The following is a 22,090-nucleotide window of genomic DNA, read 5'->3' as shown; positions in this document are numbered from 1 at the left end:
CGCTACCAATCCCTATATTCGTCTTCAATATTTAGAATCACTTAATATTTAAAACTTTTTGTAAAAGTCAAGTTTTTGTCGTTTGTCGTTTGTCCCTCCTCCTTCATCCTTTATTTTTTGTGTCCAATGACTAATGACTAATGACTAATAGTCCGCTTTTCCCAATAGCGAAATAAAAAGATCCACAACGGTAAAGATAAATTGAGAGCCATGAGGCGGACGGAATGGGCAACTGTAACGATTTCTGGGTTATGTCCCAATGCTAGAGCGACCAGGATCATTTCTGTCGAGCCTCCAGGTGCCGTTACTAGCATACAGGTTAACCAATCCCAGGAAGTAATCAGAGTGGCGATCGTAGCAGCTACAAATCCACTGACAATAGTTAAAGCTACAGAAAGTGTGGCGTAAAATAGGTTTTTTCGCTGAATATTTGCACAATTGCTCCACGCTTCTCCGACAGTAATTCCTAATAATATCTGACCGATTAAACTAATAATTTCAGGGGGATTAAAATCCAAATCAAAAGGTAAATAAGCGATCGCTGTTTTGAAAACTATTCCTACTATTAAAGTGCCAAAAAACGAAGCAGCAGGAATCCGCAATTTATAGGCAGTTTTGACTCCCAACCATGCTCCAATTATTGCCAAAAGTAATAGACATGAATAGACAGGATTGCTGTCTATTTTGTAGTCTGCTAAAGAGAAAGAGGCAGTAGTATTTACAGCAGTGCCAAACGTTCCAGCAATCAAAGGAATAATTAAGATCACGCTGGCAATTCGTAGTGTCTGCACCATTGCTACTTGTGAAACATTTCTACCATAATCGGCAGCAAAGCTAGACATAGTCGCCACACCACCAGGTACTGTAGCTAGCATGGCATTTAGTAAATTGATTTGACTAATACGAGCATAAAAATAACCGATGCCACTGCCACAGACCAGCATAAATAAGCTGAGAAAGATAAACAGTGGCAACCGAGAAGAAGCAGCTAGTAAATCGCTATCGGCGATCGCAAAACCAATAGATAAACCCACCATAGCTTGTCCAATTTTTCTACTAATTTTGTTAGGTTTTAAGACTTTTTTGGCAACAGCTTGATAAGCTTTAGCTCCAATTACTCCTGCACCCATGCCACCAAAAATCCAAGCTACACTTCCCAAACCAAGGTGCGCGATCGCTACACCCAAAAACCAAGCTAAAATTATGTTTGATATAAAGATTGAAAACCTGGTAGCGAACTGAGTCATTGTTTTAATCGGTGCTAGGAGCAGCCCTTTCAAGGTGTTGTAAATCATCCCAAATTATAGTTAGCTAAAAAAATACAGTTGACAGATGAGGAATAGCCAAAATGATTTTAGGGCAAGTATTTGAACGTTTTATAGAATAAAGCCCTGTTTCGGTAATGGTTTGTGGACTGCTCGAAACAATTCTGTCTTTTCAAAAACTGGATGAGTTATTTAAAAAAAGTACCAAAACTCAATATTATGCCAAAGAGTTACTCTTCTCAACTGTAGTTGAAATAATGTTTATCTTGTCATGATGATTGCGATTCCTCTACCAAAATGGCAAGTTTTCAACCAGATAAATTTGATTTATTTGACCAAAATCCTGCAAGATTTGGCAACTAAAGTTAATTTAGCCGTCTTTGTGTCTCACCCTCGCTTTACGAAAAAAACTAAAAAGTGGGATAAGAAAACTCGTTAAACCAAGAAGCCTCATGTTTCTACAGCTAAAATTTTATCTTAAAATCAGACCTGAAAACAGACACTTTGAAAGGGCTGGTCCTAGAATAGATAAAATTCTTCCAATACTTGGAGTAACTGTTCCTCTAAAGAATTGAGTTGGGAACGATTGAGCTTTTCTAGTCCCTTTAACAACCATATAGCAGCTTCGTCCAGGTTTCCTACTTCAGATAAAGCGGACATTCTCGCCCCCCAATCTAGCATTTGCTCTGATTCGGCGCGGTTGAGTTTCAGAGGTACGAGGTCTTCTACTGAAACGACAAATCGATCGTCCCAGGTATCTACAACGCACTCATCTTTCCTTAACTCTGCTACGACACACCAACAATTTTTCTTACCTGGAACTTCCGAAGTTATGCGACAAATTTCCCCTGGAGAAAAAGGATTAACAGGAGGATATTTCTGTTTGAGATAAGCTTTAACTGCCTCTTTAACCATAATAGCTGGTGGTACTTTGCCCATCGCTAAACTGACAGCTATCACCCAAACTTCACCAGTTTCAATCGGATTTAAATGGGCTTGAAAAATTGGTCGTAGTTGCCTTTGTTTGGTAGGTAAGGGGTCGTTTAGACCATTGGTCTTTAAATATTCTTCTATAAAATAGTAAGTCTCGGCAGCTTTCATACAACGCTCGATGTAGAGCATTGTAAAACCAAAAACTGACTCGCAGTAAGATTTAAAATCGTCGTAGCGATCGCGATACAGTTTTAATCGCTCAATCGACCTCAGTGCCTGACCTCGAAGCACGAACCCCGTCCGTACCTGATGCTCTAGTTTATCCCTTAACTGCGACTCCTGTGGTGATAAAACATACAACTGCCTATATGCCCTTGCCCGATCTAATTACTCACTAATTTTAATACGTTTAGTGTAAATAACAGTGCTTCTTCGTAGTAAATTTATCAATTTGCTGTAGTGTTATTTTAAGTGTTCTATTTTAATTTATGCCGATTCGACACTTAAAAGATACTCTGCGTTCTCAACGACAACATCGCAATCTGGCTACAGTTTCTACTCTGCCTACGGTTAAAGCAATGGTAGACTGTTTTGAGAAATATCTTAATTTAACTATTGCTGATGGTAATGCTAGCGTTGATACGATTAAAACCTATCGCAGTCGTACTTCTCAGTTTCTCTCCTGGTGTAGAGAGCGAGAGCTTTATCCTGCTTTAGTTACCACTTCAAATATTCTTGAATACCGCAAGCACTTGGTTGATGGGGGAAAAACATCTCCCACAATTCGATTATCTTTAATATCCATTAAGCATTTTTACACTGCTTGTAACCAAGAAAAACTGGTCAAGGATAATCCTGCTATTGGGGTAAAAGCACCAAGAGAGAAGCGCGAAGTTGGCAGCACCATAAAGTATTTGACACATGAGGAGCTACAGCAGGTATTTAATAGCGTCGCTCCTATTCTGAAAATTCGAGGAGATAAAACCAAACAAGTACAGGTATTGCGCGATCGCATTTTATTGGGCTGTATGGCACTTCAAGGATGTCGCAGTGTCGAAATGTATCGGGCTAATTGGGGTGATATTAGCGAATCTGGGGGTCAACATTATCTCAAGCTAGATGGCAAAAACAGCATCAGAACTGTGATGTTAAGGAAAGATTTGGCAGAGGAAATAGTCGAATATAGGAAGGTTTGTAAAAAAAACAATGAAAAGCTTAACTCAGCCTCACCCTTGTTTATTTCCCTATCCAATCGCCGTTACGGTCAACGATTATCTAGAAGCGGGATCTCTCATCTTGTCGATAGCTATCTGGAAAAATGTGGCTTAAAACACACAGATTTACGACGCGAAGCTAGTACATGCGGGCAAGCCCTTTGTTTAGGAGAACGAAATCTTTCCCCCCATAGTTTGCGACATACCGCAGGTACATTGGCATTGAGAGGTGGTTCGGAGCTAAGGGAGGTTCAGGATTTTTTGGGACATAGCGACCCAAAAACTACTGCCATATATACTCATACTCTTAATTCTCAAAAGAATAATCCTGCGACCAGGATTGAGATTGATTTTTGATAGTTATGAGTTTTGGAAAGAGCAAACTCATATTCTAAATTTTTCTCTAGCAAGAATTTTAAAACTTATGGTTATTACAGCAACTTAATTCGTTATGAAACTATGACTTATTTAGCAAGTGATTCTAATTCTTATGAGTTACCGCCTAGAACTACTCTTCGTAAAGCTAATTTTACCGATGCCGAGCGAATCAAACAAATGGTTCGCGAAGAAGGACTAAATCCTCTTGAATTAAACTGGTCAAGATTTTGGGTAATCGAGAATGAAGGAAGATTAATAGCTTGTGGACAATTGCGTCCTTATAAAAATTTTCAAGAGTTGAAGAGTTTAATCGTCGATGATAACTTTCGTAAAAGGGGTTTAGGAACATATTTAGTTCGGCATTTAATGAAACAAACTAGTGTTCCATTATACTTATCGTGCGGTAATGGTTTACTGTGTTTATCTTTTGGTAATAAAAAAAGTAGTGACAGTGTAAAAAACTTTTATAAAAAAATAGGCTTCACTCAGATATCCTGGTGGAAAGTACCCTTTTTGTTGAAACCAGAGTTTGGTTTATCTAAATTAATTGCTACAGTAAAATTGAAGCAATTAGCATATATGCAATATTTACCAAAATAAAGATAAAAATTGAGTTTCAATTACTGTATTCTTACTATTATTTTATTTAATGACTACCTGGCTAGAATTTTATTTTATTTTTATTTTTGATAGTCTTATGACAGCATGGGAGCAGTTAGCGAAATTAATAAAGAAGATTACTTGCAATCGTCCATTTTTAAGATGGGATAGAAGAAGTAGTTCAGTAGGGTTGTCTATCCGAGCGGGAAAGTCTTTCTCTCTAATTAAAGGAAATATAAATTTTAAAGGCGGTGTTTTTAAACAACAAGGTAAAATTAATATAGGTAGTGTTGATAGTAGTCTTGTAAGAGTTTGTAAAACTATTTCAGCCAAATACATTTAGAGCAATAGCTTTAGAAGCGATCGCCACATACAATTACAAATATTGGCGATCGCTATTATTAAATCTATTGCTTTCTCAAAAGTGAATATTCTATAACAGACTTAAATTTTCATACCTAACAGCAATATCAGGATTATCAGATTTGGGTGAAGCTTCGTTTTGATAAACTTCGCGAAAGGATAGTAAATAGTAATCTCCAACTTTCTGATGGCGATCGATGGTGCGCTCTTTTTCTACTACTTCATTAGTTTTAGGATTATAAAAAGTAGCGAGATATTCAGATGATAGGTATCCTTCAGGTGTTGCAGTGGTTTCTAAAGTATCTACCGTAACCGCCATCTCCTCTCCCATAGGTCGATTGACTTGAATAATGGTTCGATCTTTCACTTTATACAAAGAACTATCATCTCCTATCTTCTCGATTTCTGTTGTCCCAAAATTTTCTTTTTGAATTTTGAAAGTGCTTTGTCCATGAAGCTGCTCAAAAGGAATATTCCTTCTATGAATAATTTCCATTAAAATTTGATCTTCAACCATTTTGGCAATTTCTAGATCTCCTATACCTTTTACCTCTACCTCCAAATTAGGATACACTGTTATAACTCCACGCTCTTCTTTTCCACCATAATTTGCTAAAACTTTAGCAGTGTAGCCTGGGAAATTTTGATTCCATGTGTAACGATTTCTATATGCCGCTTCAAAAATTGCCTTAGCCGAACGTGTATTTGTACTATTAATGGTTTCGTTGGAGTTTACAAATCTCGGATAAGCTACAACTGATACGGAGGCAAGCAATATACTTAAAACAGATATGGTTAGCTTTCTCATCTACAAAAATTGACAACTAAATTTTGCTAGTTTTGTTGTTTAGTATACTCAAACGTTCTAAAAAAGGTTAGTTTATTTTAGTAATAGATTGTATATTTTCAGATAAAATTAGAATTATTAGTGTCAATTTTAAAACTAACATAAAAATAGCACTTGTTTAAATCTACACTTGGAGTGTCTAATGTTTTTTAGTTCAACCAGAGGTTATTGAGATTAGATTTAGTTTTTAAAAACTATATTTTGTATTTGATTCATATCATGAAAATTTCTTTACACTGGCTCGTCTTCAAAACAATTTTTATTATCTGTTCGGTAATTTATCCAGCTTCAACTAAAGCTCAGGTAGTTCCCGATCGTACTCTTTCTACAGATGTAAATCGAAACAATAAAGTTTTAGAAATTACTGGTGGAAACACAGTTAAAAACAATTTATTTCATAGTTTTGAGGAGTTTTCAGTTCCTACTGGATTAGAAGCTTTCTTTAAAAATGCAGCTAATATTGAAAACATTTTTTCTAGAGTAACAGGAGAAAATATTTCAAATATTAGCGGAGCGATCCGCGCTAATGGAAATGCCAATTTGTTTTTAATGAATCCTAACGGTATAGTTTTTGGTAAAAATGCCGCTATAAATGTTGGTGGTTCTTTCATAGCAACAACTGCTGAAAGTATCGAATTTAAAGATGATACGAGTTTTAGTGCAACTGATTTGTCTAAACCGCCACTGTTAACAGTTGAGATACCTATTGGTTTGGGTATGGGTAGTAATCCTGGAGAAATTATCAATCGTTCTCAAGTAGTAAACAAAGTAATTGATTCATCTGAAGCAGTCTCTTCTGGATTATCTGTCAAAGAAGGCAGAACTTTAGCATTAATAGGAGGAAAAATAACCTTAGAAGGTGGAAATTTGACAGCACCTAGTGGAAGAATTGAGTTGGGAAGCACTACTGATAATGCAGTAGTAGGTATAGATAGCAGCAAAAATAATTTGAGTTTCAGCTATAAAAATGAGTTGTTTAAAAATATTCTAATTGGCAATGAAGCTCTAGTCAGCACTAGTGGAAAAGGAAATGGTTCTATTCAAATCGTGGGAAATATTGTAGAACTAAATGATGCTTCAGAAATTTTGAATGATAACTCTGGTGTAATTTCAAGCGGAGATATTATTATAAAAGCTATAGAAAGCATTGCTTTAAAAGATTTATCTCGTATTTCTTCTTCCGTATTTAGTTCTGGAAATGGAGGTAATATAATAGTTGATACTAAGAAATTAGATCTTACTGGTGGATCTAGTGTTAATGCTTTTACCTTTGATAAAGGCGATACTGGAAATATTGCCGTGCGAGCCAACCATTTTAATCTAAGCGATCTTGTTGTTTTATCTGACGAAATTAGATACAGTAGTGTAGCTAACAGAGCCGAACCAGGAAGCACTGGTAATACAGGAAATATAAATATTGCTACAAATAAATTAGTAGCAAGTAACGGGGCAGATATTAGCATCGCTAGTTTTGGAGCGGGAAATTACGGAAATTTAAGCATATCTGCAAAATCATTAGAATTTTCAGGAGCTTTTTCTTTAGAAAATTCTTCCATTAGTAATAGAAATTTTAGAAGCTTGCCAACTGTGCTAGAGGCAATTGCAGCAGGAGAAGGTGATTCTGGGAAAGTTTTAATTAATGCTGAAAAAATATCTTTCACAAACGGAGCTTTAATTTTCGCTGCAACTTTTGGTTCTGGAAAGAGTGCCACAGTAAATATTAATGTAGAAGAAATAAATTTTTCTGGCACGTCAAATGATGGTCAATTGTCTAGTGGTATTTTTGTCTCTACTGGAGGAGAGAGTGAAGGTGGAAGTTTATCTGTTAGTGCTAAAAAAATAACAGTTAGTGATGGCGCAGAAATTTCAGGAAGAACCTTTGGTGAGGCTATGGGAGGAAATATACAGCTCGATGCACGAGATTTTCTGTCATTGACAAACGATAGTAGCGTAGTTGTAGACTCCGATTCTACTGGGGATGCTGGTGAACTCAGCATCAATGCTTCCGAAATAAATATAGACAAGACAAGCGAAATTTCAGCCTCTACTGCATCGGGACAGGGAGGAAATATTAGACTCAACAGCGATCGCTTATCCTTATTTAACCAAAGTCAAATTTCAGCTACAGCAAGAGGAGAAGGAGATGGCGGTAATATCGGTATCAATACAGAGAATCTAGTTTTAGATAGTAGTAAGATCGATGCGAATGCTTTAGAAGGTAAGGGGGGTAATATTACCATTAATACTGAAGTGTTGTTCGTCTCGCCCGACAGCAATATTACCGCTACTTCGGAGTTAGGGATTGATGGAACGATAGATATTAATAGTCCCGAAATTAGCCTACAGGGACAGCTAGAACCGAGAGAAGTCGAGGTTGTCGCAACCGAAGAAGCATTAGCCAATAGCTGTCTATCACGGCGCGATCGCCGTACCGTTTTAACGGTTGGCGGTAGTGGGGCTTTGCCGCGTAGTCCAGAGTCCAATTATAGTGGTACTAATTTCACGCTAACAGGGGTACAAAGATTACCTCAACTGTCGCCAGAAGCAACGAAATCACCCAACACCGACAGCTATCGCGCTTCACAGCCTGCCATGATMCCAGCCGATACGCTGATAGAAACAGAAGATGGGAAAATACTTTTGGTAAATGCCAAGAATAGTAAAGCAATGCCTGTTTTCTGCGAGTCATGAAAAATCAAAGAAATCGGTATAGCTTTGTTCGCGGTGATAGTTGCGGTTATGAAATTTATCAAGGTTATGTTGCTGATGATGTTGGTCGATTTCAGCTTTGCGTCTTTTGACCACACGAACAATCGTCACTTGTGAGTTAATAATATCTTTCAAAGGATTAATACCAATGTACCATTTGTCGTCAGGAGATTTGGCGCGATTGTTGTGAGCCATGATAGTATCGATCGCCCGATTAAGAATAGCTTCAGTAGGTAATTGTTTATCATCAGGGGACTGTTGGTCAGAGGATTGTTGGTCAGAGGACTGTTGGTCAAGGGACTGTTTATCAGGGGCTTGAGGAACAGTAACATCAGAGGAGGAGCTATTAGAAGAGGTAAACTGACGCTCTAAAAGAAGGTCGAGTTTATTGGTCAGTTGAGACATAGACTTAACCAAAAGTAGCACCGTATCGGTAGGATTCTCCAGTTCCAGGCTCTTTTCATCGGAAGAGACTAAATTAGAGCCTGGAGTAGGAGCGGCATCATCAACTGAAGCTGATTCTTCAGTCACTTCTACTGAATCTCTTTGTTCTTCGATTGAATCCAATTTAGCCTCAAGAGAAGAAATACGAGCGCGAGCATCATTTAACTCTCGTTCTAATTCTTGGGCTTGTTCGGCTTTATCCATGAGGGCAATTACAGCATCATTTTCTGACATATCTTTACCTCGAAAAGTTTGAAAACGCTCTTTAGTAGAAGCGTAAAGATGAAGAATAGTACGTTTTGGTTTTGGAGCAGTTGTTGTCGGCTGCTCTTGTTGGTCGGATTTTATTTCAGTAGTAGGTGGTTGTGAAACTTCTTTATCGAGCATGACTCCCATCGAGTCAATTTGTTTGCCTTCTACGTCTACTAAATAGTAATGGAAATAATGTTGAGTAGAAGGAGAGTTTGAGTTGGCGATTGCTTCATCGCCAATTAAATGACCCAAACAAGAAGATAAAAATCGCGGAAAAGCAGCGCGATTGGGGCAGAAAAAATGAGTGGCAATTTCCCCGTAAACACCTCTCAAATTCTGAATCGTGACTCTAGATTCGCCATGTAAAACTGAAACAATATTGGTATCTTGGAAATGCCGCTGAACCTGATAGTTAACCGCCGCATTCATTGAATCGTTTATTTGTCGAATACTGGCAGAGCTTAGGGGTTTAATCTTGGGAAAAGCTCGCAGCCGTGCGATCGCTTTAATTAGTTCTTCAGCAGGAACGAGAGAATAAGTAGAATAAGCAGGAGCTTTGTCCTTTTTCTTTAACTGACCCTCAAAAATAAATTGGTAGGGAGAATCGGCAGGAGATGGCAGAGAAAATCGACCTCTAATCAGTTCGGAGAAACGACGACCAGAAGCAGCAGCAATCCCCGTTGCCAGTTCGGGATAAGATTTACTATTTAACAATTCTCTAGCTTTGTCTGAATACTGTGGAAGTATTACGGGCTGAGGATGGTCCTGCTTGAGATTGTTGTTGGTAGTAGTAGAGCGTTTCAGACTAACGTAAAAAGGATTATCGTATTTAAGATACAGTTGAGCGTAGTGAATACGAACATCTGAAAGTTCCCCTGTATCGCGATCGGGAACTGGAAGCAAATAAGAGTTTTGTTGGTTAAGGATTAATTCTTTTCTAGCGATCGCATCACGGATGAGATTGATGTAAAGGGGATGATGATTCTTGGCGATAGTAGCGGCAGGATAACCTCCTTCTAAAAGCGCGGTTTCTGCTTCACATAATTGGCGAATCGTATCTTCCGTATCTTGCTTCTGTTGGCTTAGTTCTACTAAATGAGCGAGAAAACACAATGCCAGAGAAATTAGTTCGTTTCTGCTGAGTTTTTTGGTTCGCTTTTTGGAGATTTCATCGCTCGTCAGACCACTTTGCTGCAATTTATGCAGTCGTTGCTCGTACTGCTCGACAATCTGACTTCTAACAGTAGCCCATCCCGAAATAGCGATATTAGATTGCAAATCACTAATTAACTGCGGTTCGGGAAGAGTTGGCTTGGAAGTACGTGGCATTTATGAAAGTAAAATAGATAATCATATCTTAAATCATATTTTTTAAATATGGTAGTTAGATCATTTGGATAACTGAATAGATTGCGATTGCGAAGCAATTATCGATCGCTGGACTTTTTGCGAAACTTCGATTTCAGCAGGATTGGTGAACCTTTTGTATTCTCCTAATTCTCTCATTTGAGGGATGCTCTCTATGATAGGCAGTAACTGCTTGGGATTCAATACCAGACTCAATTGGGCGATCGCTTCCCACTCATCAAGAGAACAATTATAGCTTTGTAGTAAAGCTATAAATGGCTTTGGCAAAGAAATCATACCGAACTCAAGTGACAAAAATTTCTCCGTACCCGCCATTAATTCGTCTGTCGAGTATACAGTGCGATCGCCATTTTCCAGAGAAATTTGTTGCAATCTCGCGGACGTAGGGTCTAAAGGCAAAGTTAGTTGTTTTGGTTTAGCTTTTTTGGGTAATATTACACGGTCTTTATCTCTGGGATAAAGCGATTGACGAATTTTAGTGGCAGGAGCGATCGACTCGAATTTTACTCCTGCCAATGGCAAGAGTTCTGCTTCGTCGCTTTCAATAAAGTTTTCGCTAACTTTCTGGCTTTCTTCCTTACGAATTTTGCCTACTGGAGTCAATTCTAAGGTAGTCTGGTAGGTTGCAATCAGAGTAGTTTGGTTGGGTTGTGGTACACAGTCACACCACTCAACAACAGCATCTCGATAGTTGCAGGTTCGATTGACTATTGTGACTAGCCTTCCTTGATGCTTTTGCATCCAGGCTTCTACGGTAGGTTTCTGTTTTTTGAGCAGTCGATTATTATTGAACATTGAGGACTTCCTCCTTGACAATCTTTATTGCTGAAAGGACATTTTTGATTTGATACGGTTTGGCATCAGAGCCTACTTTGCCAGATTGAATGATGACGACAGAACAAACAGAATGTCGCCAGATGCGATGACTGCCTTTGCCTCGGTTTCTTAGGCAAATAAAACCTGCATTCTTCAACTGTGATTGTAGTCTTTTAAGTTTCATTGGAGAGATAGGTGGAGTTGTGGTGTGGTTTCGGATGAATGAAAGTGTTCGGCATGAGCGATCGCGTCTTTAAGCTCGTTAAGGTCAATTTTCAAATGAACGTATTGGTTGTCCCGTCGAGTTTTAAGACTATCGATTTCAGTCTTTAAATCGGTAGGTGAAACAGACAGAGAGAAATGTTGAGTCTTCAGTTCCAGAAGGCTTTGTTTGCGGAGGCGATCGCTTAATCGAAACTGTAACCAATCATGTATATTGCGCTCGCGCTTTAATTGTTGAGAATGTCGAGAAATTTCCGCTTCTCGAAACTGAATCTGCTGAGAATAAAAGTGGATGAGTGAAGCAAGTGCATCAATGCTATAACGTTTTCTGGGAGGAAAAAAGTTGTCGAAAGCATCAGCTACAGCAGGGGGAATAGTAGAAGTGTCGCTGAGTGATTCGAGAAGCTCGTAAAATTGTTGGAGTTTAGAATCGGTATCGTAGAGATTCATAACAAGGTAAAAAAGTTCAGGTGTGTAAATAAATTCTTTCTACTGCTACTTAATTCTCAAGTGCTTACCTTGAGATGCCAATCGAGCAAAGCGAAGTCTACGACCAGATTCAAGAGCGTGTCGTACAGCATCACGGTCAACTTCTAGACGAATCTTACAAAGCTCATGAGGAACAGAACTAGGAGGAATGTCATCGATAATCATTGGTCTTTTACCACCGTTATCAGCGACAGTTAAGTTGAATCGTTTAGTTCTGAGCTTGTTCATTTCCTTATTCTGGAGATGAGCGAGCAGATAAGATTGTAGCCAGTTAAGGTTATGGCGATCGCTTCTTATCAATCGAGACAAACGCTTGAGTTCCTTTTGTCTGACTCCGATCCAATATTTCCGAGACTGTATCAGAGCAGCGATGTTGTCTATCTTGTCAAAATAAGCAGCTTCGGTTTCATCCTTGCGATTGAGTAAATCTTCAAAAGCAACTTCTAATTCGGGAGGAATAAAGGAAGAACTTACTGAATCGATAAGCTCGTTAAGTTGCTGTAGTTCTGAGTTTAAATCGAGTAAATTCATAAAAAATGGGGTAGTGAAAGTTGGCGTAGTTAGGTTCTTTTAGTTTTGAGTTCGGTAAATTGAGCTTCGAGCCTTCGATATTGTTCGGCTAGAATCAGATGGTGTAGTTAACTCCTAGACAAGAACTAAGAGTTAACTAATGATGTCGGGATTAAAATACGACTTCTTCTAGCGATTCTTCAAAGGGCGAGGTGTCGGGTTCATCTGCATCGTCAGCAAGGTCATCTTGGAATTTATCGGCAAAGCCTTGATGTTCTTCTGAAAGAGAAAGAATCAATTTTCCTGCTTCCGAACTTTTAGGAATGATTAGCTTTCTCAAATTAGAAGGGACTAGCTCTACTTGGCGACCTCTGCGTTCGACGGTAGCGATCGTTTTAGAAGATTCAGCAGCAGGAGCGATACGTTGTTGAGGATAAATAAAGGGAGCTTTACCTTCGGATTTGTGTAAGCCAAAGCTCATTGAGAGAGCAAATAAAGCATGAGCCGAATTACTTAGACTTTTGACGGGAAGTTTACGAAGTTGAAAGAAAACTTTTTCAACCTCATTACGAAACAAACGTGTTTCATCACCAAAAGCCGCACCTACACCAGCATTCATGCCAATGCGAAAAGGAATTGGATGCAATGGTTGGTTATCAGTACCCAGAAACAGAATCAAATAGCGAGTACGCAGACGATAATTGTTGCGATCGCTAGTGGTTTGTTCGCCAAGTTGAGTAATTGTCCCACTCTTGTACGCTAGTCCCGCATATCGCCAACCTTTATCAGTCTTACTTTGCACCTCAATATTGGAACGATGCAGAATCGAGAGCCGAACTTTTTTGGTCAGAAAGCCATCGACGGAGCGAGTATCTTTTTCGCCAAAAGTTAGGCGAATTGGTACAAAACTATCATCAGGATTAAATTGGGCAAGTTCTGCTTGTTCATTGGCAATAAACCAACCCCAAGGAGGATTTAATTGTTCGATCTGAGCGAGAGAGAGATTAGGAGGATTCTGGATTTGAGCGTAGGGAAGACTATTGCTAGCAACAATATCTGCATCAAATTCTGAGAGTGGATCTAATTTGGTATTCATGGTTTTAAAGTTGGTAAGAATAGAGAGGGACAACGAGTTTTGTTGCCCCAAGAAAATTAGAATAATTCTGTAGTACCGATTGTGTAAGAAAGTTCGGCATAGCAAAGCTCTTTTTCTGCCACCCATTCAGGAGCTATCCAATTTTTATCGAGTGCAGAAAGCTGATAAGACCACTCCGACTCATTCAGGTAATTGTCAACAGAGGAATAACATTGAGGATTGTGCCTTTTCTCAACAATCTCGAATATTGCCCATTCAGTGTGGTCTTCGTCGGAGTCAACGATTTTAACCATATCCCCATAATCGTATTTAGAATATGGAAGGGCAAGAAGCGACCTGGACTCAGAGTTAAGATCGCAGTCATTAGTTCGTTGGTGGTGTCTTCTAGTAGCATCGTCCATTAGATGACACCAGCCTCGACCTCTTTCCTCGTTGTAATCTTGAAAATAAGTGCATTTAGCACAGGTGTCAGATTGGCGGATTAAAACTGATTCATCGTACCAACTTCCGTCATCGACTTTGTATTTCCAGTAGGGTTGTTCGAGTAGTAAGCCTGAAGGGGTTTTGTGTTCTATCAGTTCTATGGCGCAGATAGTAAGAACTTTAGAAGGATTAAATTTGTTAATGACGCGATCGCTGAAGACAAACTTCGGATGTGGATAATTGTACTCAGTTTCAGAAGGATGGATGTCTGGGGTAAATTCAATGGTAACGAGCGGGCAGTCTGCTTCTGAATTTTGATTGTGCCAATCATTTACAGTGAGTGGCGATACTGTAGGCTTTGCTGCGGTATATGTCATGATTTAAAAAGTACCTTGATTATGTAAATCGAGTGTATGGAGAGTAGCAGCCGTCCAAAGCTATGCTGCTCTCCTTTTTAATGAAAAAACAAAAAGCGATAAGTTGTTGAGGTTTATGTAGTTCGTACTCTTAAGTAACAATCTTTAAACTCGAACTAATCCATCGCTACAGTTACTATGTTAATCGCTACGATTGAAAATGTCAAGTGTGTCAATTACCTCAGTAATTGCTATGATTGATATGTCTGTCGCAGGCACAGAAAATCTTTTAAAACTTGAAGTTAAAATTATGCCTATGAATAAAGTTTTAAAGAGGTTGTGTATGCCAATTAAATGGCGACTGGCGGTATTGATGGCAGATCGAGAAATGGACTATAAGGAACTAGCAATGTTGACTGGATTTCATGAAAAGACAGTGAGCAAGCATAAGAACCTACGTGTAATGCCGAGCCGCTTGGAAGATTCAACGCTCTTTAAATATTGTCAAGCTCTAAAATGTCAGCCTGGTGATTTACTGGTATACGTTCCAGAAGAAAATACTGAGGTAAAAATCAACTAAAAACGACGGTAAAAAGCAAAAAGCGATCGCTGTTCTTTGGCGAGATGAGCGATCGCTTTAAAACAAACCATATCCCAAAGGGGGAATTAATGATTACTTATATTTTACGAGAGGTGCAGCAAAAGTGCATCTCTAATTCGGTACAGCAGTCAAAAATCTGTTTAAATCGCGGAGGTGCAGCATGATTGGCTTCATCTCACCGTTTAAAATTCTGGATTACACAGACCGTCTAGAAATAGTCAAAGAAACAAGTTCTGAATACCACTGTAAATGTCCTGTGTGTGGCGACGGTGGTTTCAAAATTGAGAAGAAAACTGGCAAGTACCAAGCGTTCAAGTGCGGTTGCGAAGTCAAGGATATTAGAGAAGCTATTCGTCCCTGGAGCGAAGTTGAAGAAGAACGAAAACAGGGCAATAATTCAGGTAGCTTGGCTCGAAAAAAGCTCGACCATCCATATTCATCTGCTGAAGCGATTTTTAATGAAATTAGTTTGGCTAAATTACCAACAGCAGCCGAAGATACGCCCCAAGAGAATACGGATATAGAAGTTCCTCAATGGCTACAAAAACAGGGGATACCGAGTAACGCACTAGAAACCCGTTACTACTACTCAAAAACGCAGTGGGTATCTCGCTTCGAGTGGCAAAGCGATAAAGGAAAAGAGAAAACTTTTAGGCAGGCGCATAGAGCATCAAACGGTTTGGTACGGTGGAAAAAGGGAGCAAAAGATTGGAATGCCTATAAACAAAATGAAGCTGCCGCTAACTGCCATAACAAATGGTTGCTGGCAGTTGAGGGAGAAAAATGCGTCGAAGCAGCAAGAGCTAGAGCGATCGCTGCTATTACTTGGCAGGGTTCTAACTGGAATAAAAACGCGATCGCCTCAACTATAAAAGCTCTCAAAAAATCTAGTGCAGAGGGATTAGTTTACTTCCCTGACAACGATGAAGCAGGAAGAAAAAAAGCCAGACTAATAGAATCAGTAGCCAACGAAATTGGTTTTTCCTGTCTGGTTCTCAATCCTCAAGATATTTGGTCAGAAATACCAGAGAAAGGAGATTTAGCTGATTGGGTAAAAGCTCATGGTCATTTAGATGCCGAAGAACTAATAGCCAAATTAGAGGCTGCTATTGAACAACAATACAAGCAGACTGAGCAACATGACGAAAAAGCAACAGAGCCGAAAACAGAAACCGCTCAGTCTACTAATGTTCCTAATTGGTCGCAATCAGATTTGGCTTTATGGTTAGCAGACAAGTATCGATCGCACGTAGCTTGGAATACGGAACTTCAGCAGTGGTATCGTTATAGTTCGGTAACAGAGGGAATCTGGAGCATTGAACCTACAGAATTTGTCGGGCAGTTAGTAAAGTTAGAATTGGAAGCGATCGCCATTAAAATAGCTCAGTCAAATCCAAAAGGAAAAAAACCAAGCTTCACTATTAGTTTTATCAATGGTGTAGTCGGTCTATTAAAAATGGATCTGGCAGTGCGTGTTTGGGACGAAGCAACGGGATTATTACCATTACAAAACGGAGTTTTAAACTTAGAAACCAAGAAGCTGCTGCCCCATGCCCCCGAACATAAGTTAACTTGGTGTCTGCCTTATGACTTTAATCCTCTGTTGTCCTGCTACCCAATACAGCAATGGCTAAACCAAATGTGTAGGGGTGACGAGGATTTAGTTCAGTTAATGAGAGCTTACTTGAGAGGTGTAGTAACAGGAAGAACGGACTGGCAGAAGTATTTGGAATTAATAGGACCTGGAGGAACGGGAAAGTCAACATTTACCAGATTAGCGATCGCTCTTGTCGGAAGTGAGAACACTCATACTACTACACTGAAAAAACTAGAAGGGGAAAAGTTTGAACCAGCTTCGGTTGCTGGTAAGAGGCTAGTTTTAATTAACGATTCGGAAAGATATGCGGGAGAGGTTAGTAAGCTCAAAGCTCTAACTGGTCAAGATAGTTTACCTTATGAAGTCAAGTACAAACAAAGCAGTGGTGGTTTTACCCCACAAGCAATGGTCATCGTGGCAACTAATGAGGTTATCCAAAGTAGCGACTACACTTCAGGTTTAGAAAGAAGAAGAATTTCGATACCGATGTTCAATCGGATTGAGAGCGATCGCCAGAAGAACCTAATCGAACATCGTAACGGAGAAATGTTCGGCGAGTTCGTACCCTATCTACCAGGATTGCTCAATTGGGTGCTAGAAATGGACGAAGCGGAAGCGACTGAAATAGTCAAGAACTATGAAACTGCTGTACCTTCTTTAGCAGTAATGAAGGCACAGACATTGGTAGAAACTAATCCCATCGCTGACTGGCTAGATAACAAGGTAATTTTAGATCCCGAAGCAAGAACTAATATTGGAGTAGCCAAGCGAGATAAAGACAGTAACTCTGACAATTGGTATTTACACAATGATGAATGGTTGTACCCTAACTATGCTGAGTACTGCCACGATACGGGTACTAGATCGATCGGGTTACGTAGGTTCGTAAATTTATTATCAGACCTGTTAAACAATCAGTTGAGATTGAATGTAGAGAAGGGACGCGATCGCCTGGGGTCATTTATTAAAGGCTTGAGACTTCGCGATCGAACAGATGATGAACCGCCACTAATTACTAACGGAGCAGTAAAAACTAAGACAGATTCTAGTAGCACGAATGTTGTTAATAAACTCTGGAATTTGGTAATAGATAAAGTGATGGCGGTGGTAAACGGAATAATGGTAGAAGAAGAATTGGCTGATGATGAGAATGATACCAGTAATTTAGAAACTACCGAAGATGCTCTAGTACAGGTAGCGGAAGATATTGAGGAAGTAGAAGCTGAAGAAATCTCTACCCAAAATGAAGAAATAAGTGTAGGCGATGAAATTAGCGTAGGCGATCGCGTGATGGTAGAAGATTGTCCTGCTTATTGGTCGTGGGCGCAACCATTTCAGGTGTTAGCTATTGAGGGTAATATGGTGGCGTTAGAAATGGTGGATGAGTTAGTCCACATTAATCGATTGCAAATATGCCACAACAAAAATTTAGAGTCGAAAAATTGATAGCGATTGATAAATATATCCTTGTGGTTTATTACACAACTGCACATTGTTATCAGTTTTCAATCATAGATGAAGTAGGAAAAGTTTATAGTTTTGAATTGGTTTGTTACAGTGCCAACGCTGTCGAGCAAGGTGGTAGAACGGCAATTAAAGCGGGTTTAGAGAGAAATAGAAGCGATTAGCCAGGGCGCATGGCTGAGTCTACGACTTGCGTATGCTTCCGCGATTGGCTTTGCCACCGCGCGGAGCGCGATAAGCCTACGGCATGGCTTCGCGATCGCCATTGCTCAAAAAGTTCGGTAAGCTTATATAGGCACAAAATATCGGGTGTTTAATATGAGTAAATCCTTGTCACTCTCTGCAAAGAAAGCCACTGAGATTAGTAAAACCTCCAAATCCCAGAAAAATTTATCACCCAACTTAGAAATAGACAAAACAACTAAAACCAAACTCAAAACCTCTCAGACTAAAGAATCCAAGAAAATCTTCCAAGCGATCGGAGTGATTGGAGGTTTAGTAGCAATTGCCAAAGAGGAACAACTTACAATCACCATAGACGGACAAAATTACCTTTTGGGATGTACGGCTACATCAAGACAAAGATACAAGGCGTTAGTAGAAGAAATACAGTCTCAGGGCAGCAGCACAAAAAGGGTGTCAGTCTATCCTCAAATTGGCTACAACAGAAAACAAAAAAGCTACAAAGTAGATTTTAACTTGGTGACGATTGCTACTTCAGAAGAAACCAGAGAAGGGATTTTTCAAGATTTGGCGGTAGGTGAATTCTATCTGTCGGGGTTTTGGCAGTATGTACCCTTTTGTGAAACTCCAGTCATTGCGGTATTGAGAAATTACAGTGACAAATTAGCTCAAACCGTAGAAAGAGTTGGGACTAAGAAAGCCAAGCAGCTATTAAAGCCAAATTACATTCCAGTAGATTGGGCAGATTCAACAGTGGCGGCGTTTAAATACAATCTCGACCTTGAAAAAAAGCAGCAGATGCTCCGTTATTTTGTGCGCGTGAAAGCGAAATTTAGACCAGAGAAGAATTACTTTGCAGTAATAAAACAGGTTGAGGAAAGCACAACTCAAGCACCCAAGTATCTGAAATAAGAACCTGTTTTAAGTGTCGGTCGAACAGCAGTAGAGATCTGCCTCTTCTGTAGTATATGTGCAGCAAATAAGTTTTAAGAGCAGTGAAGGGTGTGATGAAATTGTAATGGCTAGAAGCCCTGCCAATTATAGATGTGACGGATGTGACGGCAAAATAAAAAACTCATAATTAATCTAATCAAAGTATAACTACATTTTTATAGCTGGACAAATATACGAAAAAGTTTTCAATTTATCTGTCACAATTGTCCGATGATCGAGGAAATTGAAACCTTAGATACGGAATGAGCGAAGCGTTTTTACGAGTCTGTATTTCAAGTGCAATTGGAGAAACTGGAAAACAACAATCGGGAGATGTCTAATAAATTAGATGCAGTTTATTCCAGGACTGTCCTGGACACATCAGCAATGGAAGTTAACCTAATTTCTCAATCCCAACCGCTTTTTCATGCAGTTTTTGCATTATAATTTGATATTTTTGCATAATCAGGTCGAACTGAGCTTAAATCTCAACTAGGATTGTAATTACTTCCTTCTCACTCTATGTTTGAACGCTAACATTGGTAGCCAAACAGAAATTCAAGCTCTTAACGTCTGCTCAAACATCATGTAAACAAACTTCAAGTATATGGTTATTAATAATTCCAATTCTCAAAATCAAGCATTGCTTTGTGCTTATATTAATCTCACCTCTGAGATTCAAGTGGCTAAAATTCCAGAGAACCCTGAATTTGAGAAAGTTATTTTTCCCTACGAAAAACTTTTATTTAAGGCTTCTGAGGGAAGTGGGTTGAATATATTTATTGAAGTAGCTGGCAAGACATCTTTGTTCGCTTCAATTCCTTGTCAACAATTGCAAAGCCACGCTCCAATCAAATCTAATCGATAAGCCAGTTATAAGAATACTTACACACAACAAAGCCTTCGCTAGTTTTCCCCCTAGTTCATCCAGATTAGCCAGATTTGAAGTGCTAATTACAGCATCTCGAACCTGGGAGATAGCAACGGTCATTTGCTGTAAAAGATTTTTGTGCCACTGCTCGGATTTAGCTGGTGGATTGCGATCGATTTGTTTAGCGATTTTCTCAAAAATTCGTTCGATCCCAGAATAAAAACCATGTATGTCTAGCGCGATCGCGTCAAGGATGCGGGGTTAAGCATCGTTAACGTCAACTAAATTGATAGGGAAAAAATTATAGCCGTTTTCCAATATTATGTTGTCTAAAGCACATCCAGCTTTCTAATAAAGATGACTGGGTAAACCCCAAACGGCGAGGTCGATGTCAGAGTCTTCAAAAATCGATTCGACATCGGGTATCGAACCAAACAACACTACTTTACTAACTCCAAATTGCTCTTTGAGAACAAGAGCGCACTGACGAGCAATTGACCAACCTTGTTACTGTCTAACTTTCATTCGAGCTAAAAACTGTGGTCGTTCGGCTTTAGCTTTGAGAACTCGCTCAACGATTTGTTGTTCAGTTGTGGGATCTAAAATGTTCATGACTATGGAAGTGCGGTCGCGCTTTTTATCTTTCTTTATTATCTATCGCTTTTATCGCAGGGCTATTGTGCATGATTTACGGCGATAATCGTACCTCTTTACAGAGTGAAATGATAGACTTGCTAGATGATTTGATTTAACGATTGTCGCTTTCCCAATCTAAATACATAGCTTCGATTACTCTAAGCTTTCCTGTCTGATATATAATTTTACCGATTATCCGATTGAGATTAGAAAGAGACATATTAGAGTTAATATTGGTACTCTTAATTATCGATATAAACCCCGTCCAGTTTGAAAACTGGAGTTTTGGCTCAAAATCAAATAGGCTGATTAAGAGAAGAAAAATAAGATCGATTTGATGTTAAAAGTAGATTACGCTCGTTGGAATCAAAGCAAAGAGTTATTAAGAACAGAGGCATTGGCTGCCAAACATCCTCGAACAAGAGAGAGACTGATGGCATTGTATGAAATTAGTGAAGGGAAAAGTGCTACAAAGGTAGGGGAACAAACCCGAAGAAATCCCCAAACAGTAATGGAATGGGTGCATCGTTATAATCAAGAAGGTCTCAAAGCCGTCGAGTATCAAAGAACGGGAGGAAGAAACCCTTTTTTTCCGAAACGGTGCGAAAAGATTTAGGGAATCAAATCCAGAAAGCTCTTTTAAGGTCAGCATTAGCACCACAAGAAAGAGGGAGGAAATCTCAAGGGTTTCCACGTTGGACGTTAAAAAGATTCGTCCACTGGCTGAAACAGAAGTGGAAGATAAATTGTTGTCGAGAGACAGTCAGAAAAACTCTTAAGCAGATGGGTTTTTCCTGGAAGAAAGCGAAGAAGTTGCTTAATAAAGGCAATACCGCCAAAAGAGCTGAATTTGTCGAACAAATTACTGAATTATTAGAGGATGCACTTCATCAAAAGCGATTAATTATCTATATTGATGAAGCCCATATACATTTAGATACCGATGAAGGTTACGGTTGGTCAATTCGGGGAGAAAGGTTTTGGGTCAGCTCTAGTTCTCCTGGAAGAAAGAAAGTCTCTTTTTATGGTGTTTACCTCTATAATCAGGCGCAAACCAGAATTTTTCCTTATGAGAAAGCAGAGAAAATTAATACCATTGATGTTCTCAAAAAGTTGCGAGTCGAATTTCCCCAGCAACAAATAACTGTGGTTTGGGATGGCGCACCATATCATCGTGCTAAAGTGGTCACCGAGGCAGCATCAGCAATGGACATCCATCTTCTACAATTACCTGGCTATAGCCCAGATTTTATGCCTGTCGAACATCTTTGGCAATGGCTCAGAGAAGACATAACTTATCATGTTTGTTATGACCAACAACAAGAGTTAATTTCTGCTGTTGCTGATTTTCAGCATCTAATTAATACTACTCCACTGTTTTTAAGCGATCGCTTGTGGGTTAAAAAACACCTCGATCCAGAAGAAGAAAAACTACGGTTTTCAAAGTAGATGCGGTTTATCCAGAGTTCATCAGTGCGATCTCGATCGTATTTTAAACTGTCAATAAATTGCTATAAAAC

The 22,090-nt window shown here is 39.2% G+C and carries 23 protein-coding genes; 12 read left to right on the top strand and 11 right to left on the bottom strand.

What is annotated here, in order from left to right; genetic code table 11:
* Window positions 1-137: 137 nt before the first annotated feature.
* Window positions 138-1,247, bottom strand: coding sequence for an AbrB family transcriptional regulator (locus KV40_RS30305; protein ID WP_036489176.1), 1,110 nt, complete (start codon window positions 1,245-1,247; stop codon window positions 138-140).
* A 289-nt stretch (window positions 1,248-1,536) separates the two neighbouring features.
* Here KV40_RS30305 and KV40_RS35450 point away from each other — a divergent pair, with 289 nt between their 5' ends.
* A complete protein-coding gene (locus KV40_RS35450) occupies window positions 1,537-1,704 on the top strand; it encodes a hypothetical protein (protein ID WP_156114261.1) in 168 nt (55 codons plus the stop codon).
* Between the two features lie 80 nt (window positions 1,705-1,784).
* Here KV40_RS35450 and KV40_RS30300 read toward each other — a convergent pair whose 3' ends face one another.
* Window positions 1,785-2,558, bottom strand: coding sequence for a hypothetical protein (locus KV40_RS30300; protein ID WP_156114260.1), 774 nt, complete (start codon window positions 2,556-2,558; stop codon window positions 1,785-1,787).
* 128 nt (window positions 2,559-2,686) lie between these two features.
* Here KV40_RS30300 and KV40_RS30295 point away from each other — a divergent pair, with 128 nt between their 5' ends.
* From KV40_RS30295 to KV40_RS30285, 3 genes are read left to right on the top strand one after another with little or no spacing between them, the layout of a single operon-like run.
* Window positions 2,687-3,769: a tyrosine-type recombinase/integrase gene (locus KV40_RS30295; RefSeq protein WP_052056121.1), complete on the top strand. Its 1,083-nt coding sequence runs from the start codon at window positions 2,687-2,689 to the stop codon at window positions 3,767-3,769.
* A 12-nt stretch (window positions 3,770-3,781) separates the two neighbouring features.
* Window positions 3,782-4,390, top strand: coding sequence for a GNAT family N-acetyltransferase (locus KV40_RS30290; RefSeq protein ID WP_052056120.1), 609 nt, complete (start codon window positions 3,782-3,784; stop codon window positions 4,388-4,390).
* A gap of 49 nt (window positions 4,391-4,439) precedes the next feature.
* Complete coding sequence (locus tag KV40_RS30285; protein WP_036489172.1) at window positions 4,440-4,733, top strand: hypothetical protein; 294 nt, start codon at window positions 4,440-4,442, stop codon at window positions 4,731-4,733.
* A 90-nt stretch (window positions 4,734-4,823) separates the two neighbouring features.
* Here KV40_RS30285 and KV40_RS30280 read toward each other — a convergent pair whose 3' ends face one another.
* On the bottom strand, window positions 4,824-5,561 hold the full coding sequence (locus KV40_RS30280; protein ID WP_052056119.1) for a DUF3386 family protein: 738 nt from the start codon (window positions 5,559-5,561) through the stop codon (window positions 4,824-4,826).
* Between the two features lie 258 nt (window positions 5,562-5,819).
* Here KV40_RS30280 and KV40_RS30275 point away from each other — a divergent pair, with 258 nt between their 5' ends.
* Window positions 5,820-8,291 carry a filamentous hemagglutinin N-terminal domain-containing protein gene (locus KV40_RS30275; RefSeq protein WP_156114259.1) on the top strand — a complete coding sequence of 824 codons (2,472 nt, stop codon included), beginning with the start codon at window positions 5,820-5,822 and terminating at the stop codon, window positions 8,289-8,291.
* Here the strand turns inward: KV40_RS30275 and KV40_RS32835 are convergent.
* From KV40_RS32835 to KV40_RS30240, 7 genes are all read right to left on the bottom strand, one after another.
* Window positions 8,286-10,334, bottom strand: a complete 2,049-nt coding sequence (locus KV40_RS32835; protein ID WP_052056116.1) for a protelomerase family protein — start codon at window positions 10,332-10,334, stop codon at window positions 8,286-8,288. The two genes, KV40_RS30275 and KV40_RS32835, sit on opposite strands and share 6 nt — an antisense overlap.
* A gap of 60 nt (window positions 10,335-10,394) precedes the next feature.
* Window positions 10,395-11,168: a hypothetical protein gene (locus tag KV40_RS30265; protein WP_036489168.1), complete on the bottom strand. Its 774-nt coding sequence runs from the start codon at window positions 11,166-11,168 to the stop codon at window positions 10,395-10,397.
* Window positions 11,158-11,373, bottom strand: a complete 216-nt coding sequence (locus KV40_RS37510) for a type II toxin-antitoxin system HicA family toxin (protein WP_036489166.1) — start codon at window positions 11,371-11,373, stop codon at window positions 11,158-11,160. The genes KV40_RS30265 and KV40_RS37510 overlap by 11 nt, the downstream gene beginning before the upstream one ends.
* On the bottom strand, window positions 11,370-11,861 hold the full coding sequence (locus KV40_RS30255; RefSeq protein ID WP_036489164.1) for a hypothetical protein: 492 nt from the start codon (window positions 11,859-11,861) through the stop codon (window positions 11,370-11,372). The genes KV40_RS37510 and KV40_RS30255 overlap by 4 nt, the downstream gene beginning before the upstream one ends.
* Before the next feature lie 45 nt (window positions 11,862-11,906).
* A complete protein-coding gene (locus KV40_RS30250) occupies window positions 11,907-12,431 on the bottom strand; it encodes a siphovirus Gp157 family protein (RefSeq protein ID WP_036489161.1) in 525 nt (174 codons plus the stop codon).
* A 151-nt stretch (window positions 12,432-12,582) separates the two neighbouring features.
* The gene (locus tag KV40_RS30245; protein ID WP_052056114.1) at window positions 12,583-13,506 is read right to left on the bottom strand and encodes a DUF5895 domain-containing protein; all 924 of its coding nucleotides are present in this window, start codon (window positions 13,504-13,506) and stop codon (window positions 12,583-12,585) included.
* Window positions 13,507-13,562: 56 nt separating this feature from the next.
* Window positions 13,563-14,306 (bottom strand): hypothetical protein, encoded by a 744-nt coding sequence (locus KV40_RS30240; protein ID WP_036489158.1) that lies wholly within the window; start codon window positions 14,304-14,306, stop codon window positions 13,563-13,565.
* A gap of 322 nt (window positions 14,307-14,628) precedes the next feature.
* Between KV40_RS30240 and KV40_RS30235 the strand changes: the two genes are divergently transcribed.
* From KV40_RS30235 to KV40_RS30215, 5 genes are all read left to right on the top strand, one after another.
* The gene (locus KV40_RS30235) at window positions 14,629-14,865 is read left to right on the top strand and encodes a helix-turn-helix transcriptional regulator (RefSeq protein ID WP_253274429.1); all 237 of its coding nucleotides are present in this window, start codon (window positions 14,629-14,631) and stop codon (window positions 14,863-14,865) included.
* A gap of 181 nt (window positions 14,866-15,046) precedes the next feature.
* Window positions 15,047-17,929 carry a phage/plasmid primase, P4 family gene (locus KV40_RS32830; RefSeq protein ID WP_052056112.1) on the top strand — a complete coding sequence of 961 codons (2,883 nt, stop codon included), beginning with the start codon at window positions 15,047-15,049 and terminating at the stop codon, window positions 17,927-17,929.
* A 23-nt stretch (window positions 17,930-17,952) separates the two neighbouring features.
* Window positions 17,953-18,111 (top strand): hypothetical protein, encoded by a 159-nt coding sequence (locus KV40_RS30225; RefSeq protein WP_172657368.1) that lies wholly within the window; start codon window positions 17,953-17,955, stop codon window positions 18,109-18,111.
* A 154-nt stretch (window positions 18,112-18,265) separates the two neighbouring features.
* Window positions 18,266-19,042 (top strand): hypothetical protein, encoded by a 777-nt coding sequence (locus KV40_RS30220; RefSeq protein WP_036489153.1) that lies wholly within the window; start codon window positions 18,266-18,268, stop codon window positions 19,040-19,042.
* 628 nt (window positions 19,043-19,670) lie between these two features.
* Window positions 19,671-19,931, top strand: coding sequence for a DUF1830 domain-containing protein (locus KV40_RS30215; RefSeq protein ID WP_052055869.1), 261 nt, complete (start codon window positions 19,671-19,673; stop codon window positions 19,929-19,931).
* Here the strand turns inward: KV40_RS30215 and KV40_RS37505 are convergent.
* Complete coding sequence (locus KV40_RS37505) at window positions 19,878-20,177, bottom strand: hypothetical protein (protein ID WP_371260859.1); 300 nt, start codon at window positions 20,175-20,177, stop codon at window positions 19,878-19,880. The two genes, KV40_RS30215 and KV40_RS37505, sit on opposite strands and share 54 nt — an antisense overlap.
* A 730-nt stretch (window positions 20,178-20,907) precedes the next feature.
* Between KV40_RS37505 and KV40_RS30210 the strand changes: the two genes are divergently transcribed.
* The gene (locus tag KV40_RS30210; RefSeq protein WP_036476788.1) at window positions 20,908-21,186 is read left to right on the top strand and encodes a helix-turn-helix domain-containing protein; all 279 of its coding nucleotides are present in this window, start codon (window positions 20,908-20,910) and stop codon (window positions 21,184-21,186) included.
* Window positions 21,171-22,019 carry an IS630 family transposase gene (locus KV40_RS30205; protein WP_072013741.1) on the top strand — a complete coding sequence of 283 codons (849 nt, stop codon included), beginning with the start codon at window positions 21,171-21,173 and terminating at the stop codon, window positions 22,017-22,019. Before KV40_RS30210 ends, KV40_RS30205 begins: the two co-directional genes overlap by 16 nt.
* Window positions 22,020-22,090: the final 71 nt, after the last annotated feature.

The sequence above is a fragment of the Myxosarcina sp. GI1 genome, assembly GCF_000756305.1.
Lineage (GTDB): Bacteria > Cyanobacteriota > Cyanobacteriia > Cyanobacteriales > Xenococcaceae > Myxosarcina.
The sequence above is the reverse complement of the archived record's forward strand: the minus strand, read 5'-3'. Positions and strand labels throughout refer to the sequence as shown.